This window comes from Mycolicibacterium arcueilense, from assembly GCF_058536225.1.
The window spans coordinates 2,073,497-2,089,855 of sequence record NZ_JBZTYL010000007.1; the positions used below are offsets into that span (position 1 = coordinate 2,073,497).

The window sequence follows — 16,359 nt, forward strand, 5'->3', positions numbered from 1 at the left end:
GTGCATATCGTTGCTCGGAGGAGCGACGATCGTGGAGGAGCACCGCCACACCCGCTGGCTAACGTTTGACAGGATGGGGTCATGGCCGAACGCTGGACGAAGCAACGCCGCCTGGAACACACGCGCAACGTTCTGCTGGATGCTGCCGAAGAGGTATTCGCACGCAAGGGGTTTGACGGCGCCGCACTCGAAGACATCGCGGAAGTCGGGGGATACACCCGGGGTGCCATCTACTCGCACTTCGGCAGCAAGGCCGAATTGTTCCTCGCGGTGATCGAACGGCAGCGCCAACAATTCCTCGACGGATTCGCCGACGTCATCGAGACGTTCCACGCGCTCGAGGATCTCGACGCCGACGAACTCGGCGACCGCTGGCGAGATCTGGTGGCCGCCGAGGGGCCTGACCGGGCTGTCCTCGGATCCGAGTACACGCTGTTCCTGCTGCGTAACCCCGAGGCGCGCGAGCGCGTGGCTGCGCAGCGTGAGGAGACGGTCCGCGCGCTGGCCGACTACATCTCCAAGGGCGCCGCCCGCCTGGGCGGCCATCTGAGCATCCCGGCGCTGGACCTGGCCCGGGTCATTCTGGCCGCCAACGACGGCGTCACGCTGAACAGCCTTGTCGACGACCAGGCGGTCTACCGTCCGTTCCTGCGCATGGTTCTGGCCAACATCGTTGTCCCCAAAGGGAACGACTTGTGAGCACGACCGGGCATCCTGCGCGCACCGGCGCGCTGATGGCCGTGGCCTCCATGCTCTGCGTGCAGATCGGGCTGGCGGTTGCCGTCGGCCTGATCGATGACATCGGTGCCGAGGGTGCCGCATGGCTTCGCCTGGCGTGGGCGGGAATCCTGATACTCGTCATCGTGCGACCACGCCCCTCGGCGTTCACAAGATCGGCATTCTGGACCTGCGTCGCACTCGGCGTGGTCACCGCCGGGGTGACGATGCTCTTCATGGCAGCCCTGTCCCGGATCCCGCTCGGCACGGCCAGCGCGCTGGAATTCCTCGGGCCGCTCGGGGTGGCCGTCGCGCACGGGAAGGGCCGCAATCGGATTTTGTGGCCCGGCTTGGCGGCCGCCGGCGTGGTGCTGCTCACCGAGCCCTGGACGGGCGACGTCGACCTCATCGGTGTGCTCTACGCCCTGAGCGCCGCACTGTGCTGGGCCGGCTACATCCTGCTGACACAACGGGTCGGCGACGAGGTGGCCGGCATCAAGGGCCTGGGAGTGTCGATGCCGGTGGCCGGCCTGGTCGGCACCGCGGTGGTCGGACCGTCGGTATTTCCACAGCTGACCCCGCAGCTGCTGCTGATCGGCGTGGGGCTGGCGATCCTGCTGCCGGTGGTTCCGTTCGCCCTCGAGATGTCCGCGTTGCGGTATCTGAGCACGGCGGCGTTCGGGACGCTGATGGCGTTGGAGCCCGCCTTTGCGATGCTGGTCGGTTTCGTTCTGCTTCATCAGACTCCGGCCGCGGCGGCGGTGATCGGCATCTTCCTGGTGGTGGCGGCGGGAATCGGGGCAGCGCGCACGGGTGCGCGCGCCACGCCGGTCCCTGCCGAGATCGGTTGATCCGGCTATGCTGGCGCCAATGGCACGTGGTGGAGTCTTCAATTCCCCGGTCTCGCGGTGGTTGAATGCGGCAGCTGTGGGCCTGACCCGGGTTCCGGTGCTCGGCCGATGGATCGGTCACGGTGTGGTGGTGATCGGTTACACCGGGCGGCGGTCGGGTCAGTGGTTCGAAACCCCGGTTTCGGTGAAGCGGGACGGCGATCAGGTGACCATCCATGTGATGGCGCCGGACAGCAAGAACTGGTGGCGCAACTTCCTCGGCGAGGGGGGACCGCTGACCTTGCGGAACCTGGACGGCAGGGACCGCACAGGGCATGCGGTCGCCCACCGTGACGGCCGGGGCAAGGTGGCCGTCACGGTGCAGCTCGACGCCTCCTGATCAGATCAGGTGACGTCGATCCGCTTGCGCCGGTACAGCGTTCCGACCATGAGCAGCAGCAGGCTGATCACCAGGATGGCCGTGGCCAGCACGTTGATCTGCGGCGGCACCGCAGCCTTGACCGCCGCATTGACGTACAGCGGATACGTGACGGTGGAGCCGCTGACGAAGTAGGTGATGATGAAGTCGTCGAGCGAGAGTGCGAACGACAGCATCGCCGCGGCGACGATGCCCGGAACTATCAGCGGCAGAGTCACTCTGAAGAAGGTTCTGGTCGGGCTGGCGCCGAGGTCCATGGACGCGTCCTCGAGTGTCCAGTCGAATCCGCGCACCCTGGCCCGCACCGTCATGGCGATGAAGCTGACCTCGAATGCGACGTGGGCGACGAGGATCGTGGTGTAGCCCGCCGCCCAGCCGAGGTCGAGGAACAGGGTCAGCAGGGAGGCACCCATCACGACCTCGGGCGCGGTCAGCGGGAGGACCAGGAACGTATCGACCGCTTTGTGGCCGCGGAAGCGTTGGCGCACAAGGGCGATGGCGACCAGGGTGCCGAGCACCAGGGCGATGGCGGTGGATACCGCCGCGACGTTCAGGCTCAGCTTGAGGGCGTCGGTCAGCGCCGGGTACTTGAACGGGTGCGCCCAGTTGTCGAGCGTGAACCCCTGCCAGGTGTAGTTGAACTTGCCCGCCGGCTTGTTGAACGAGAACAACACGATCACGACGATCGGCAGGAACAGGTACAGCAACACCAGGCCGGCGACGATCCGCAGCGCCCAGTCGCCCCATCGTGGTGAGCCCTTGACGACTTTCGGTTCGGCCGGACTGGTGGCGTCGGCCATCGCGGTCAACGTCATACGAGATCCTCCGTGCCGAGCGCCCGTGTGTACAGCAGCACGCCGACCAGGATGATCGCCATGAGCACCATGCTGAGTGCGGCTGCCGCCGGATAGTCCTTGACCACCAGGAACTGCTTCTGGATCACATTGCCGATCATGGTGGTCTGCGTGCTACCGAGGTAGTCCGCATTGATGAAATCGCCGGCCGCGGGAATGAATACCAGCATGCTTCCAGCCAGAACCCCCGGCATCGACAGCGGCAGAATGACTTTCGTGAAGCTGCGGGTGTTCGAGGAGTACAGGTCCTTGGAGGCCTCGATCAGTCGGGGATCGATCTTCTCCAAGCTGACGTACAGCGGCAGGATCATGAAGATGATCCAGTTGTAGGTCAGGCCACCGATCACTGCCCAACTCGTCGACAGCAGCCGCCCCTCGCTGGGCAGCAGTCCGATGGACCCGAGCGCGCTCACCACCACACCGTCGTCGGCGAGAATCGTCTTCCAGGCGATCGTGCGGATCAGGAAGGTGACGAAGAACGGCAGAATCACCAGGCCGAGGATCAGGTTCTTGTACCGGCCGGCCTTGAAGGCGATGACGTAGGCCAGCGGGAAGGCCAGCAGCGCACACAGCAGGGTCGCTACCAGGGCGTAGCCGAACGTCCGCAGGATCTGGTCCTGATACTCGCTGAACGCGTGCGCATAATTGCCGAAGTTCCAGTCGAATTCGAGTGTCGGAAGGTACACCGAACCGCCGGATGTCGACAACGAGGTGCGTGCCAGCGAGATGAACGGGACCACGAAGAAGATCCCGAGGTACACCAACGCCGGCAGGATCATCAGGTACGGGGCGATCTTGCTCCGCTGCCGGCTACTGGTGGCCACGCCTGCCATCGGCGTCAGCCTCCGGTCACTGCGGCGTACAGACTGTTGAACTGCTGCGTCTGTTCGTCGGTGAGCGCCGGCCAGGACTTGAGCTTGGCCTGGACGTCGGCGGGTGGGTTGATCAGCGGATTGCTCGCAAGCTTGGGGTCGATCTTGGCGAGCTCGTCGGTCATGTCGGACAGCACCGGCACGAACTGGGTGAACGCGATGAGTTTGGCGTAGTTCGCCCGGTCGTAGACGTAGTCGATCCAGGCCTCGGCCGCTTTCTCGTTCTGCGAGGTGTAGGGGATCACCATGGTGTCGATGAACCAGTCGCCGCCGGACTCCGGCACGATGAACTGCAGGTCCGGGTTGTCGGCCTGCAATTGCACGACGTCACCCGAATATGCCTGGGCCACGGCGATGTTTCCGGCTGCCAGATCGTCGGCGTAGTCGTTGCCGGTGAATCGCCGGATCTGACCCTTGTCCTTCTGATCGCGGATGAAATCGACGGCCTTGGTGATGGATTCGGTGGTCGGATCCTCAACGGAGTTGCCCTGCCACTGCATGATCATGCCGAGCCCGTCCTGGGTGTCGGACAACAAACTGACCCGGCCCTTGAAGGCGGGATCCCATAGATCGTCGATCTTGGTGATGTCGCGTCCCGTGGCGGCCTTGTTGTAGGCCAGGCCCACCATGCCGGTCATATACGGTGCGGTGTACTTCCGGCCCGGATCGGCCTTCGAGTTGAGCAGGTCTTCGCGGAGGTTCTTCTTGTTCGGGACACGGGAGTCACGAATCTCGTTGAGCCACTTGAGTCCTGCGAGCCGGACCGCCATGAACTCGGTCGGCACCACGAGGTCGGACCCGATGTCCTGCTTGCGGGACAACGGTTCCTTGACCTTGGCGAACCACTGCTCGTTGTCGTTGAAATCCTCTTTGTAATCCACGGTCAGGCCGGTCTTGGTCTGGAACGCTGCGACGAATCCGTCGGCCATGTACAGCGGCCAGTTCGAGATACGCACGTTGCCGGTGGCCGGCGAGCCGTCGTCGGGGGCGGCTGACGATGTCTCGGCGGAGCCACCGTCACCACCTGTCCCGCATGCGGCCAGCACGGCGGGGCCCAGCGCGAAGGCCGCGGCGGCCGCAGCGCCGCCACCGAGGAAGCGGCGCCGTGAAGTGCGGTTCGAGGTCAGGCGGGCGAGCAGGCGGGGATCGATATTGTCAGGCATGGGCGACCTTTCGGTGAATTCGGACGCTTTCGTCGAGGGGAGGGGCGGCGGGTGGAGAGCGCCTACGTATCGTCGAGCATCTCTTCGAGATCTTCGGTGGTCGGGATGTCCGCGGCCGGAAGCACCCGCGACGCGTCGGGCGACCAACCCACGTGGACCTGATCGCCGGGACGCAGCAGCGGAAGTTCCTGCTCGGGGCCGACGTGGGCGATGATCGTCGAATCATCAGGCGCGGCAAGGGAAAGCCGAAGAACCGGGCCCTGGAAGGTCAGGTCTTTGACGGTGGCGGGGACGGTGGCCACCTCCCCGGTGGGAACATCCATCGAGACGCGGACCCGTTCCGGGCGGACCATCAGAGTTGCGTGCCCACCGGGCTCGATGGTGGTATCGCCGGGCTTGGCCTTGAGCGTGGTGCCGAGCACTTCCACCTCGACGAAGTCGCGGTTGGAGCGCCCGGTCTGCCGGCCGGCCCACAGGTTGGCCTGCCCGATGAAGCTGGCGACGAAAACCGTTGCCGGGCGGTCATATATCTCGGTGGGGCTGCCGATCTGCTCGACGTTTCCGTTGTTCATCACCGCGATCCGGTCGCTCATCGTGAGCGCCTCTTCCTGATCGTGGGTGACGTAGATGAACGTGATGCCGACCTCGCGCTGGATCCGCTTGAGCTCGAACTGCATGGCGTGGCGCAGTTTGAGATCAAGGGCGCCGAGCGGCTCATCGAGCAGCAGCGCGCTCGGGTAGTTGACCAGGGCGCGAGCCAGTGCCACGCGCTGCTGCTGACCACCCGAGAGCTGGCCCGGCTTGCGCTTGGCGAAGTCGGTGAGCCGAACGATTTCCAGCAGCTCGTCGACGCTGCGTTTGATCTCGGTTTTGTCCTTCTTCATGCTGCGCGGTCCGTAGGCGACGTTGTCCCACACCGTCATGTGTGGAAACAGCGCATAGTGCTGGAAGACGGTGTTGACGTTGCGCTTGTGCGGTGGCACACGGGAGACGTCGACGCCCTCCAGCCGGATTGCACCCTCGGTCGGGCTTTCGAATCCGGCGATCATGCGCAGCGTGGTGGTCTTCCCGCAGCCCGAGGGGCCGAGCATCGAGAAGAACTCACCCGAGGCGATCGAGAAGTCCGCCTCGGCTACGGCTACGTAGTCGCCGAACCGTTTCGTGACGTGGTCGATCTCTATGACTGGCGTGCCGGTGCGTGGCGAGCCGTCGTGTCCCGTCGACTTGTCGACGGCGGTGATTTCTGGGCCGGTCAGCGGAATCCTCCTCCAGTACAGCCGCGGAAGCTGTCGGTAAACAATCGCCGATTGTTCCGACCTTCGCAAGCGATTCCGCAATGAATTAACAATTTTTCAATGGAATCCTTCGTCTGAAGCACCTTGGCAGCGTGATTCCATGGCGTGGCGGCTCAACGGCCACGGCGATTCTGGTCGGTCGACGATCGGGAGGGCAGCGACTGGCTGGCCTCAAGTTTCGCAGCTCAGTGGTTTGTCGCGACGCGAAAACCGGCGACGAGACGGATCAGCCCCACTCGTGGTTCATCGCGCGGGACTCAGAGAGGGTGTGCACGGAGTCGCCGTGGCGGTCAGGTGCCCGGGACACCGCGATGAGAGCCATCGCCAACGCGGCGGTGACCGCACCGGCAACGAAGATCGTCACGAAGCTGCCTTCAGAGGGCACCGTCCGATGCCCGAGCAGGACTGCCACGACCGCCGCCGCCACGGAACTGCCGATGGTTCGTGCGATCGCGTTCATGCTCGTGGCGATACCCGTCTCGCTGTTGTCCACCTCGCTGACGACCAGTGCGGGCAACGCGCCGTACCCGAGGCTGATGTAGGCGTTGGCCAGCATTCCGGCCAGGACGACCTGCCAGGCCCGGTCATGTGTGACGGCAAGCATGACGAATCCGGCGATACCCGCGACAGCGGCCACCATCAGCACCCGGCGCGCGCCGTACCGGTCGATGTAGCGGCCACTGACCAGCGCCACCAGGAAACCGGTGAGTGCTCCGGGGAGAAGGAAGTAGACACTCGCCTGCAGTACGCCGGCCCCGAATCCGTAGCCTGCGGCCTCGCGCGACATCTGCACGAACTGGGTCAGGCCGAGGAACGCGAAGTACAGACCCATACCGACCAGGATCGTGGCCAGGTTGGTGAGCAGGATGGGTCGTCGGGCCAGCATCGTTGTCGAGACCAGCGGATCGGCGGCTCGCCGTTCCCACCACCACCAGCCGGCCAGCACGCCGGCGCCGCCGAGCAGAAAACCGATCGTGCCCGGATGGCTCCATCCCCACGCATTGCCCTGGGTGATCGCCAAGAGCACCGAAGACAGGCCGATCGCCAGACCGGCGGCACCCAGCCAGTCGATCGCGCCACCCGCTTCGGGCGTGCGATTGGGAACGACCATCACCGCCACCACGATGACGACCGCGGTGAAAGCGGTGGTGAGCCAGAAGACGCGGTGATATCCGGCGTCACCGGACATCAGGAGCCCGGTGACGACGAGGCCGACACCGCCTCCGAAGCCCAGCGTTCCGGACAGCACCGACATCGCGCCGACCAATCGATCCTCGGCGAGTTCTTCCCGCAGGATCGCGATGCTGATCGGGTAGAGCGCATAGGAGGCGCCCTGCAGGATGCGAGCCACGACCAGCAGCGGTACCGACGCGGTGACCGCAGCCAGCACCGACCCCGTCAGCACGACCACCAGAACACCCAGCAGGACCCGCTTCTTGCTGTAGAGGTCGGCGAGCCGCCCGATCAGCGGAGTCGAGGCCGCCGCCGCCAGCAGGTTGGCGGTGACGGCCCAGCTGACCGCAACCGAGGAGGTGTTGAGCTGATGGGCGATGATGCCCAGGATCGGGACCACCGCGGTCTGCAGGACGGCGACGGTGAGGGCGACCAGACTGAGGCCGGCAATCAGAACACCGGGGCGGCGCGACATGCCGATCACCGCGGGGGAGTCGGACCGGTCAGCTTCGGTCCTCGCCACTTCCGCTCCGATCCATAGCTAATCTTTGTGTTTCTCGATTATGGCCATGGTGCGGCACGCGCCCGTACACCGGGTGCGTGGTCGAATAGACAAATGGCTTTCGGAGTCAGCGCACTCAACGCGTCAACGTTCAGCGGACGCCGCCCGACAGGTGCGGGCGATCTGACGGTCGAAACCCACGGGATCGCGCCGCTCGCCGCCGACCAGCGCTACGGACATCCGGCCCGGCTGTTCACGGTCTGGTTCGCGCCGCAGGTGAACATGACCGGAGTGTTCACCGGGACATTGGCGATCACCCTCGGGTTGGGCTTCTGGCTCGGACTGCTGGCCATGGTGATCGGCACGGTCCTGGGTTCGGCCGTGGTGGCCTACCTGTCGACGTGGGGGCCCCGGACCGGGACAGGACAACTTCCCAACGCACGCATGGCCTTCGGCGGTCTGGTGGTGGTGCCGGGCATCCTGCAATGGGGATCGTCGATAGCGTGGGACGCACTCGTCGGCCTGTTCGGCGGCGAGGCGCTCGCGGCGCTACTCGGCATCCCGTTCTGGAGCGCGGTACTGATCGTGCTGGCCGTGCAGGGCGTCGTCGGCTTCTTCGGCTACGAGCTGATCCACCGACTGCAGGCAGTGCTGACCGTCATCCTGTTTCTCACGTTCGCCGTGTTCACCGTCAAACTGATCAGCGGCCACGACATCGTGGTGGCGCCGACCGCGGGCGGCGCGGATCTGGCCGGAGCCTTCGTTTTCGAGGTCACGATCGCGCTGAGTCTGGCCATCTCGTGGGCCAGTTATGCCGCCGATTTCAGCCGGTACCTTCCGACGGAGTCGTCGCGGTGGCAGGTGTTCGGCTATTCGTTCGCCGGGATCGTGTTGGCCTACGTCTTCGTCCAGGGCATCGGAATCGCGGCCGCATCGGTCATCGGAGAGCAGACGGCCGACGGTGTTCACGCGGTCATGGGTGGCGGTCTGCTCGGCGGCCTGGCTTTGTTGGTGATCGCGCTCGCGGCGATCGGGTCCGGGGTGATGAACGACTACAGCGGTTCCTTGGCCTTGCAGACCATCGGCGTGCGGGTGCGCAGGCCGGTGTCGGCGATCATCGTGACGGCATTGGCGTTCGGCTTGATCCTGTGGCTGCACGCCGCCGACACCGCGACCAGGTTCACCGATGTCCTGCTCTTGGTCAGCTACTGGATCCCGGCGTTCGTCGCGGTGAACGTGGTGGATTGGCTGCTCCGCACCAGGGGACGCACCAGCATCGACCCGAGTGCCGAACCCACGGCCCGACGTGACGCGGTGGCCGCCCTGCTCGCGTTCCTGGTTGCCTACGTGGTGGCCATGCCGTTCATGAACACCACCCTGATCCAGGGTGCGGTGGCAACTGCCTGGCATGGCGCCGACATTGCCTACTTCGTCAATTTCCTTGCGGCGCTGTTGATTTACGGTGGCTATCGACTTGTGGCGCGCCGTTCCTAGCAGTCACTGCAGTGCGGCGAGTACGTGCTCGGTGAAGGACGAGGTCGACGCGCTGCCACCGATGTCGGGCGTTCCGACACCGGCGTCGAGGACACGACGGATGGCCTCCTCGATCCGGTCGGCGGCGACGCCGAGTGCCGGTGTGCCGCCGTCGCGCCCGGCCAACCAGCGCAGCAACATCGCGGTGGACAGGATCATCGCCACGGGGTTGGCGATGTCGCGTCCGGCAATGTCGGGCGCCGATCCGTGTGCGGCCTGCGCCATCGCGTGAGTGTGCGAGGCGTTGATGGAGGGCGCCATCCCCAGTGAGCCGCTCAATTGGCCGGCCAGGTCGGAGAGGATGTCGCCGAACATGTTCTCTGCGACGATCACGTCGAAATCGCGGGGATGGCTCACCAATCGAGCCGCCAATGCATCGATGTGCTCGCCACGGACTTCCACATCGGGGTAGTCAGCGGCGACGGTCAGACACACGTCGCGGAACAGCCCGGTGGTCTTGGCCAGGACATTCGTCTTGTGGCCGATGGTGACCGACCTACGCCGAGCGACGGCCAACTGGAACGCCTGATGGGCGATCCGCTCACACGCGGTCCGGGTGAAGACGGCGACGGCCAGCGCGACATCGGGGGTGGGCATGAATTCGCCTGCACCGTCGTACATGTTGCGGTCGGCGTAGAACCCTTCGGTGTTCTCCCTGACGATGACGACGTCGAGATCGGGGCATACCGCAGCGATCGCAGTACTCAAGGTGCGCGCAGGCCGGATGTTGGCGAACAGGTTGTAGCGCTTGCGGATTGCCCCGCCGGGCGACAAGGTGCCGCGGAACTGCTCAGGGTATCCGGCGTTGTCGTGCGGTCCGAGGATCCATCCCGGCAGCCCGTCGAGTTCGGCCAGTGTCGGTTCCGGCAGGGGGGTCCCGTACTCGCCGATCGCCTCGAGGCCGAACGGCAGTTCGCGCCAGTGCACGTCGACCGACGCCGTGGCCAGAGCCCGTTCGGCGACCCTGGTGGCCGAATCCACGATCTCAGGGCCGATACCGTCGCCGAGAAGCACTCCCAAGGTCAGCACTCTGTCACCTTCCGCTCACACGGGATGGGTTGCGAACCACTGCAACAACATGTCCGCGATCTCCGTCGGCTTCTCCTCCGGAAGCCAGTGTGACGCTCCGTGGAGCGTTTCGAAACGGTAGGGACCGCTCACGTAATTCGCGGTGTCGCGCGCCGGCTTCGCGGTGATCGCGATGTCGCGGTCACTCCAGACGTACAGCGTCGGCACCGTGATCTTGTCCGTTGCGCGCAGGCCCGATCCGTTCAGCGGCATGGCGCGATACCAGTTCAGCGCCGCGGTCAGGGCCCCGGTTTCCGTCATGGCCCGAGCGTCACGTTCAGCGGCTTGGGGTGTCAGCCCGCTGCGGATCAAGGATTTGGCAATGGCCTTACCACGGGCGTCGCGCCCGAGCATCAATCGTTCGGACACCCAGGGCAGTTGATTGACATACATGTACCAGGACGCCAGACCCTGCCGGCTGGTCAGCATGGACCGCACGAACGCCATCGGGTGGGGCACCGACAGCGCGGACAACGAGGCCAGCCTCTCGGGTGCGCCGGCAGCCACGCCCCATGCGACCGCGGCGCCCCAGTCGTGGCCGACGAGATGTACTCGGTCGGCACCGCTCGCATCGATCAGCGCCAGGGTGTCCTCGACCAATTCCACCGAACGGTAATCGCGGCGGCGGGTCGGCCGGGCACCGGGCGAGTACCCGCGCTGGTTGGGTGCCAGGCACCGGAAGCCCTTTGCGGTGAGCAGCGGGGCGATCTGCGCCCAGCTGGTGTTCTGCTGGGGGAAGCCGTGCAGCAGTATGACCACCGGCCCGTCGGCAGGTCCGCTGTCCGTGACGTCGAATACGAATTCCCCGCGGCGGTATTGCTCCATGAGCAGCATCATGCCAAGTAGACGAGTCGGTCAGGCATTGTCCTTCGACGAGATGTTGTTGAGCAGGCTCTGGGCCTGGCGGTCCACCATTCCGGTGATGCCTTGCTGCGACGCTCCGAAAAGCAACGAGTAGCCGACTACGTGGGCGCTGGTGGTGACGCTGACCCCGTCCCCGGCGATGCCCGCCTTGACCATCAGCAATCCGGCGACAGCGGTCAATGCGCCGGTGGGAAGTTTGAGCAGCAGCGAGGCCATCGGCACCGCATAAGCCGTCGATGTTCCTTTCATCCGGCGGATTGCCACCGCACCGACAAGGCTGGCGCTCACCAGGCCCAGAAGCTCGGCGATCGCGACGTCGGCACGGGGTGTCGACGTGCCGGTTGAGACCAGACCGAAAGTGTCAGGTCGAAGGGCGCCGACAACCCCGAAACAGATGGCCAACAATCCCAACACCGCCGTCGCGCCCAGCAGGATGTTGCGGAAGCTGCGTAGTCGCATGCTCTCGCTGTCGGAGGCGGCATGTACCGCCCTGGCACTGTGCGCCAAAACTTCCCGATCGTGTTCGGTCCACTTCGAATGCCCCAGAATTTCGCGGATCGCCACGACCGATTGATCTGTGTCGCCGATCAATTCCTTGCCGGTGGCGACGATTTCGGGCAGCCGGGCGCGGACCACTCCGGGTGTCGCCAGCCGGATGACCGCGATGTCCACGGCGTGAATCCGGAGCCAGGTGGCTTCCACGGCGGCCCCGTTGAGCAGCCCTCGCACCGTGCGTGGCGCGTTGACGATCTCGATGGCCTCCACGAGTCGCCGCCGGGCGTCGAGGTAACGCGGGTCGTGGCCATGGTCGGCGGCGAGCTCGTCGAGGTCGACTTCGAGATCGGCGAGCCGGCCCCGGGCGACCTCACGCCACACCGACAGCGGCCGGTGGCGCAAGGTGTCCCGGAGTGAGGAACCGGTTGGTCGGTTACCGGCAGTCGCCTTCGCGGCGCCGGCGAGCGTGAGAGTCCGGCGGTCGCCCACGGCCGAGTGCTGTGTGGTCAACGCGGTCATGTCCACGTCTCATTCGTCATCGTCATCACCGTCCGGCAACTGAACTGACAGGTCGGGCATTCACAGCATGGCCGGATCCGGCGGGCGTGGTCACGCGTAGCGCACTACCTCAAGTCCGATTCCGCGACTTGAGGTAGTGCGCTACGCGCGACCGCCACTGTCCCTGGCTCCGACACTGAGCCGATCGACGCCGCAAACAATCAGAAAGGCACGGACAGATGAAGAACTACACCGTGACACTCGGGGACACCTTGTTCGGGATCGCCGAGCGCGAATATGGCGATGGCGGTCTCTATCCCGTGATCGCCGAACAGAATCACCTCAGCAATCCGGCCCTGATCGACATCGGGCAGGAGCTGCTGATCCCGTACGTCACCTATCGGCACCTGTTCACCGCCGATGACGGTCCGGCTGTCCGGCAACAGCTCACGCAGTCCTTCTATGGGACACCGAGCACGGCCATCCAGTTCATCTGGGAAGTGGTCAACGGAGTGGCGCAGCGAGAGATCCATCGCGGCACGTGGTTGCTGCTGCCCGACCTGACCAACGTCGGACACCACACGGTAGCCGCAGGGGAGACTTTCGCGGGATTGGCCGGCCGCTGGTACGGCGATGATCACCTCGCGGCCGTCGTCGCCAACGCCAACAATCTCGACGCGTCCATCGATCCGACACCGGGCCAGGTCCTGATCGTTCCGGGCCTGAACCGTCGTAGACACATCGCCGGTGACACCCTCGAATCACTGTGCGTCGAGGAGTACGGAGACCACGATGTGAAGACTCGGGCAGCAGTTGCCGCCGCGGCCAACTACATCAGCCGCCCGGACACCTTGTTCTCGGGCCAGGTGGTGAACTTCCCGTCGTGAACACCGCGGTCTGACCGAGAGTGGTTGTTTGCCAGGCGATCCCGTGTCGCCCCGATTTCGAGGGGCCGTGATCTTTCGGTGCCCAACTTGTGACAGCAACGTGGTGACGTAGAAGCGCTTTGCGGTTGCCGAGCGTGCACAGGATCCGGTACCAATCTTCAGGTGTGGGTGGGAAGGGCGAAACGATGACCGGGTTTGGGACAGAAGATGTTCCGGGGCACTGGCTGACCGCGGCAGAAATCGCCCGGGCGTCGCAGCTGCGTGAGGACCTGGTCGAGCGGTTCCTCCCGGCGGGACAACCGCAAACGAATCTCTACGGACGCGATCTCGTGTCGGTCGCGCGGTTCGTCAAGGCACTCACGGATCTGGGAACGCCGACCGCGGCGGTCGAGGTGGCTGTCACCGAGCTACAGGCACGGCCGGACGCAGCCTTCAACGTGGCCCTCGGCGCCGGCGGGGGTGCCGGCCGCCGGCAGGTCAGCGCCAGGATGCCCGCTGCGCGGATGTGGAAAGCGATCGGTGCGACCACCGCCGTCGCGTTGCTCGTCGGTGGCGTCGTGGCGGTCACCATCTCCGGCGACGATGAGCAGCAGACCGCGGGGCCACCCCCGTCCACGGCGAAACCTGTTCCCGCCGAAGTCGTTGCGTCGACTGTGACCGATGAGCCCGGCGGCAAGCCTGCGCAGGCATTTGCCGCTGTCAAGCCGGATCCGGTCTGTGCGCAGTGGCAGCGGTCCAGCGCCGGGTACGACGGCAAGCAGCAGGCCTGGGTCAAGACCGATCATCGGATTCCGGCCGCGCGCTGGTCGCGCAAGCAACGGTCGGTGACGATGTCGGTCATCCCGCTTCTGCATCAGGAAGCCGCCGAATTGCGCCGCTTGGCGGACAAGGCCTCGGATCCGCTGTTGGCCGGTCTGTTGCGGGCGCAGTCGCGGTACACGGACACCTACGCCGCCAAGCTGCCGAAGTTCGAGCCGCCCGACCAAGCGGACTGGACCGCGGCCACCGCGATGGACGGCGCAGTGAAAGCAGTTTGCTCCACACCACGTTGAGCATCCTGATTCCGGATTCTGGTGGGGCACTAGGGGATGAGTGCCCCACCAGAGCCGGTTGTCTACATCGGAACCCAACGATCGAGGAACCAGAAGCCCCAGCCGCGGCCGTCACCGGAGGGCATCGGGGTCACCCGTTGGCCGTTCCATTCGAAGGGTTGATGGTCGCGACGGCCCTCGTCGATGCCGCGGCCGTGCCAGTCATCGGGCCTGGCGCCGCGGTCGTCGTGCCGGTCACACTGCGGCGCGCCCGGGCGGTCGCAACCAGGGCCCGGGTCGGCGCCGGCGGTACCGATGCCGAGGCCCAGTAGCCCAGCCATGCCGATTCCTGCCGCCATCGCCGATATGCCCACGGATCTCTTGAAACCCATTGCTCTACTCCGTTTCTGACCAGTGCGACGACGGTGCCGCACGGAGAGCAAAGCTATTTCGAAGGGTTGTGTTTGCCCTGTGCTGATGATTGGTAGGCGCTGTGCGGTCGGTAACGGGATGAAAACTTCGTGGATTCAACGATATTGAGCGCTGACAGCCGACTATCAGATTCGGGACGGCAGCCCACGTTCACCAGGTCAGGTTGTGCTTTTCGAAGTGGCGGGCCAGGGCCTCCATGTATTCGTCGCCGTGGAACGGCCCGCGAGCGCCGATCGCCTTCTCCAGGAAGGGGCCGTACTCCTCGTCGTTGACGTAGGTCGACCAATGGGTGATCTGGCCGTCCTCGTTCGTGTCGATGAAGCTGATCGAGTAGAAGCCCATCGTCTCGCCGTCGGCCGTCGTACCTTCCCAGCGGTAGCGCATGACGAGGCCGTTCTCTGCCGGCCAGAACTTGTGGTCGACGGGCTTCCAGTCCGGGAAGACCACCGAGTAGGCCTTGGCCTCGACGGTGGCCGCGACGTCGAAGGACGTCGCCACATCTTTGAGGACGAGTTCCTGTCCGGCTACGAAGTAGGGCGAGGTGTACACGGCATCGTCGGTGAACTCCCACTCGTCATAGGACTCGCCTTCCTGGACCTTCCGCAGTACGTATTTGTCCCGGTAGCTCTCGGCCATACGGCGGTGTTTGGCGATGCGATCGACCAGATCCATTGCGGTCCTTTTCCGTTGAAGGAGCGGTGAGGGCAGGCCAGCGACTCATGTGGCGTGGCGCACACGATCAATATACAGAGCTGTATCGCAGATTCAATGATGAATTTCTTGTGCCCTAGCTGCGGGTCAGGAAGCCCAGCACGGTCTGCTCGAAGGCTTCTTTCGCCTCGATCATGGCCCAGTGCCCGCAGTTGGGGAACACGTGCAGTTCGGCGTTCGGGATCGTCCGCATCGGGATCAGGGCCATGTCGAGGGGGCTGACCCGATCATCTCGGCCCCAGGTCAGCAGCGTTGGGGCGGCCACCTTGTGCATCTGCGCCCAGGGCATCGGGGCGTCGGATGACCGCATGGCGGCCATCATTCCCGCGAAGGCCGCCTTGCCGTACATCCGTTTGGCAGCGGCGAGCGTCTCGGGGTCGGTCGCCAACTCCCAGCGCTGTTCGATCAACTCGTCGGTCACCAGCGCCGGGTCGTAGACCATTGAGTTCAACCAGTCGATCAGGCGTTGGCGGGTCGGGTCTTCGGTGAACTCCTGAAGCAGCCGGATGCCCTCGCTGGGTCCCGGGCTGAACACGTTGGTTCCGATTCCGCCGATGGTGACGAGCTTGCCGATGCGGTCAGGTTGGCGGATGGCGAAGTTGATCCCGACGCCACCGCCCATGGAATTGCCGACGATGTGGACGCGGTCGATGGCGAGGGCATCCACAAACGGCCCCACCACCCCCTGCGCGGTGACCATGGGGTGGCCGCCGATATCGTCGGTGACCCCGAATCCCGGGAATTCCAGTATGAGGCAACGAAATTGCCGCGAGAACGTCGGCAGGATTCCCTGGAAGTTGCGCCAGCCGGTGACCCCGGGACCCGAGCCGTGTAGGAACAGCAGCGTCGGTCCCTCACCAGTGTCGCAATACCGCAGGACTCCGGCGGGTGTGTCGATCTGCTTCAGTTCCAACTGGGTCATGCCGACCAACCTACGGGCTTCGGAGCGTCGCGCCGTTGGCAGTCTCGTCTCACGGAACATGATCTGAATACGA

The 16,359-nt window shown here is 65.1% G+C and carries 17 protein-coding genes; 6 read left to right on the forward strand and 11 right to left on the reverse strand.

The window, feature by feature from the left end; translation table 11 throughout:
- The first annotated feature begins 81 nt into the window (after positions 1-81).
- The 3 genes from AC4LGL_RS14160 to AC4LGL_RS14170 are packed head-to-tail and all read left to right on the forward strand — an operon-like array spanning position 82 to position 1,947.
- Positions 82-699 carry a TetR/AcrR family transcriptional regulator gene (locus AC4LGL_RS14160; protein ID WP_491839231.1) on the forward strand — a complete coding sequence of 206 codons (618 nt, stop codon included), beginning with the start codon at positions 82-84 and terminating at the stop codon, positions 697-699.
- A 35-nt stretch (positions 700-734) separates the two neighbouring features.
- Complete coding sequence (locus tag AC4LGL_RS14165; protein ID WP_491839371.1) at positions 735-1,568, forward strand: EamA family transporter; 834 nt, start codon at positions 735-737, stop codon at positions 1,566-1,568.
- 19 nt (positions 1,569-1,587) lie between these two features.
- Positions 1,588-1,947: a PNPOx family protein gene (locus AC4LGL_RS14170; protein WP_491839232.1), complete on the forward strand. Its 360-nt coding sequence runs from the start codon at positions 1,588-1,590 to the stop codon at positions 1,945-1,947.
- A 5-nt stretch (positions 1,948-1,952) separates the two neighbouring features.
- Here the strand turns inward: AC4LGL_RS14170 and AC4LGL_RS14175 are convergent, their stop codons facing one another.
- From AC4LGL_RS14175 to AC4LGL_RS14195, 5 genes are all read right to left on the reverse strand, one after another.
- Entirely contained in the window at positions 1,953-2,801 is an 849-nt protein-coding gene (locus tag AC4LGL_RS14175) for an ABC transporter permease (RefSeq protein ID WP_491839233.1), read from the reverse strand.
- The gene (locus AC4LGL_RS14180) at positions 2,798-3,673 is read right to left on the reverse strand and encodes an ABC transporter permease (RefSeq protein ID WP_003885200.1); all 876 of its coding nucleotides are present in this window, start codon (positions 3,671-3,673) and stop codon (positions 2,798-2,800) included. The genes AC4LGL_RS14175 and AC4LGL_RS14180 overlap by 4 nt, the downstream gene beginning before the upstream one ends.
- Before the next feature lie 5 nt (positions 3,674-3,678).
- Positions 3,679-4,875 carry a polyamine ABC transporter substrate-binding protein gene (locus AC4LGL_RS14185; protein ID WP_491839234.1) on the reverse strand — a complete coding sequence of 399 codons (1,197 nt, stop codon included), beginning with the start codon at positions 4,873-4,875 and terminating at the stop codon, positions 3,679-3,681.
- Between the two features lie 62 nt (positions 4,876-4,937).
- Positions 4,938-6,116: an ABC transporter ATP-binding protein gene (locus AC4LGL_RS14190; protein ID WP_491839372.1), complete on the reverse strand. Its 1,179-nt coding sequence runs from the start codon at positions 6,114-6,116 to the stop codon at positions 4,938-4,940.
- 280 nt (positions 6,117-6,396) lie between these two features.
- Positions 6,397-7,818 (reverse strand): MFS transporter, encoded by a 1,422-nt coding sequence (locus AC4LGL_RS14195; RefSeq protein WP_491839373.1) that lies wholly within the window; start codon positions 7,816-7,818, stop codon positions 6,397-6,399.
- Positions 7,819-7,959: 141 nt separating this feature from the next.
- Here AC4LGL_RS14195 and AC4LGL_RS14200 point away from each other — a divergent pair, with 141 nt between their 5' ends.
- Positions 7,960-9,339, forward strand: coding sequence for a purine-cytosine permease family protein (locus AC4LGL_RS14200; RefSeq protein ID WP_491839235.1), 1,380 nt, complete (start codon positions 7,960-7,962; stop codon positions 9,337-9,339).
- A 3-nt stretch (positions 9,340-9,342) separates the two neighbouring features.
- Here AC4LGL_RS14200 and AC4LGL_RS14205 read toward each other — a convergent pair whose 3' ends face one another.
- From AC4LGL_RS14205 to AC4LGL_RS14215, 3 genes are read right to left on the reverse strand one after another with little or no spacing between them, the layout of a single operon-like run.
- Positions 9,343-10,407, reverse strand: a complete 1,065-nt coding sequence (locus tag AC4LGL_RS14205; RefSeq protein ID WP_491839236.1) for an isocitrate/isopropylmalate dehydrogenase family protein — start codon at positions 10,405-10,407, stop codon at positions 9,343-9,345.
- A 15-nt stretch (positions 10,408-10,422) separates the two neighbouring features.
- Entirely contained in the window at positions 10,423-11,271 is an 849-nt protein-coding gene (locus tag AC4LGL_RS14210) for an alpha/beta fold hydrolase (protein WP_491839237.1), read from the reverse strand.
- Between the two features lie 30 nt (positions 11,272-11,301).
- Positions 11,302-12,324 carry a hypothetical protein gene (locus AC4LGL_RS14215; protein WP_491839238.1) on the reverse strand — a complete coding sequence of 341 codons (1,023 nt, stop codon included), beginning with the start codon at positions 12,322-12,324 and terminating at the stop codon, positions 11,302-11,304.
- A 218-nt stretch (positions 12,325-12,542) separates the two neighbouring features.
- Here AC4LGL_RS14215 and AC4LGL_RS14220 point away from each other — a divergent pair, with 218 nt between their 5' ends.
- Positions 12,543-13,190, forward strand: coding sequence for a LysM peptidoglycan-binding domain-containing protein (locus AC4LGL_RS14220; protein WP_491839239.1), 648 nt, complete (start codon positions 12,543-12,545; stop codon positions 13,188-13,190).
- 185 nt (positions 13,191-13,375) lie between these two features.
- Complete coding sequence (locus AC4LGL_RS14225) at positions 13,376-14,242, forward strand: ESX-1 system-associated protein (protein ID WP_491839240.1); 867 nt, start codon at positions 13,376-13,378, stop codon at positions 14,240-14,242.
- A gap of 62 nt (positions 14,243-14,304) precedes the next feature.
- Here the strand turns inward: AC4LGL_RS14225 and AC4LGL_RS14230 are convergent, their stop codons facing one another.
- The 3 genes from AC4LGL_RS14230 to AC4LGL_RS14240 all read right to left on the reverse strand — a co-directional run bounded on the left by AC4LGL_RS14230 (position 14,305) and on the right by AC4LGL_RS14240 (position 16,286).
- Positions 14,305-14,613: a hypothetical protein gene (locus AC4LGL_RS14230; RefSeq protein WP_055114037.1), complete on the reverse strand. Its 309-nt coding sequence runs from the start codon at positions 14,611-14,613 to the stop codon at positions 14,305-14,307.
- Positions 14,614-14,803: 190 nt separating this feature from the next.
- Positions 14,804-15,325 carry a nuclear transport factor 2-like protein gene (locus AC4LGL_RS14235; protein ID WP_064881473.1) on the reverse strand — a complete coding sequence of 174 codons (522 nt, stop codon included), beginning with the start codon at positions 15,323-15,325 and terminating at the stop codon, positions 14,804-14,806.
- A gap of 115 nt (positions 15,326-15,440) precedes the next feature.
- Positions 15,441-16,286: an alpha/beta fold hydrolase gene (locus tag AC4LGL_RS14240; RefSeq protein ID WP_491839241.1), complete on the reverse strand. Its 846-nt coding sequence runs from the start codon at positions 16,284-16,286 to the stop codon at positions 15,441-15,443.
- Positions 16,287-16,359 lie beyond the last annotated feature (73 nt).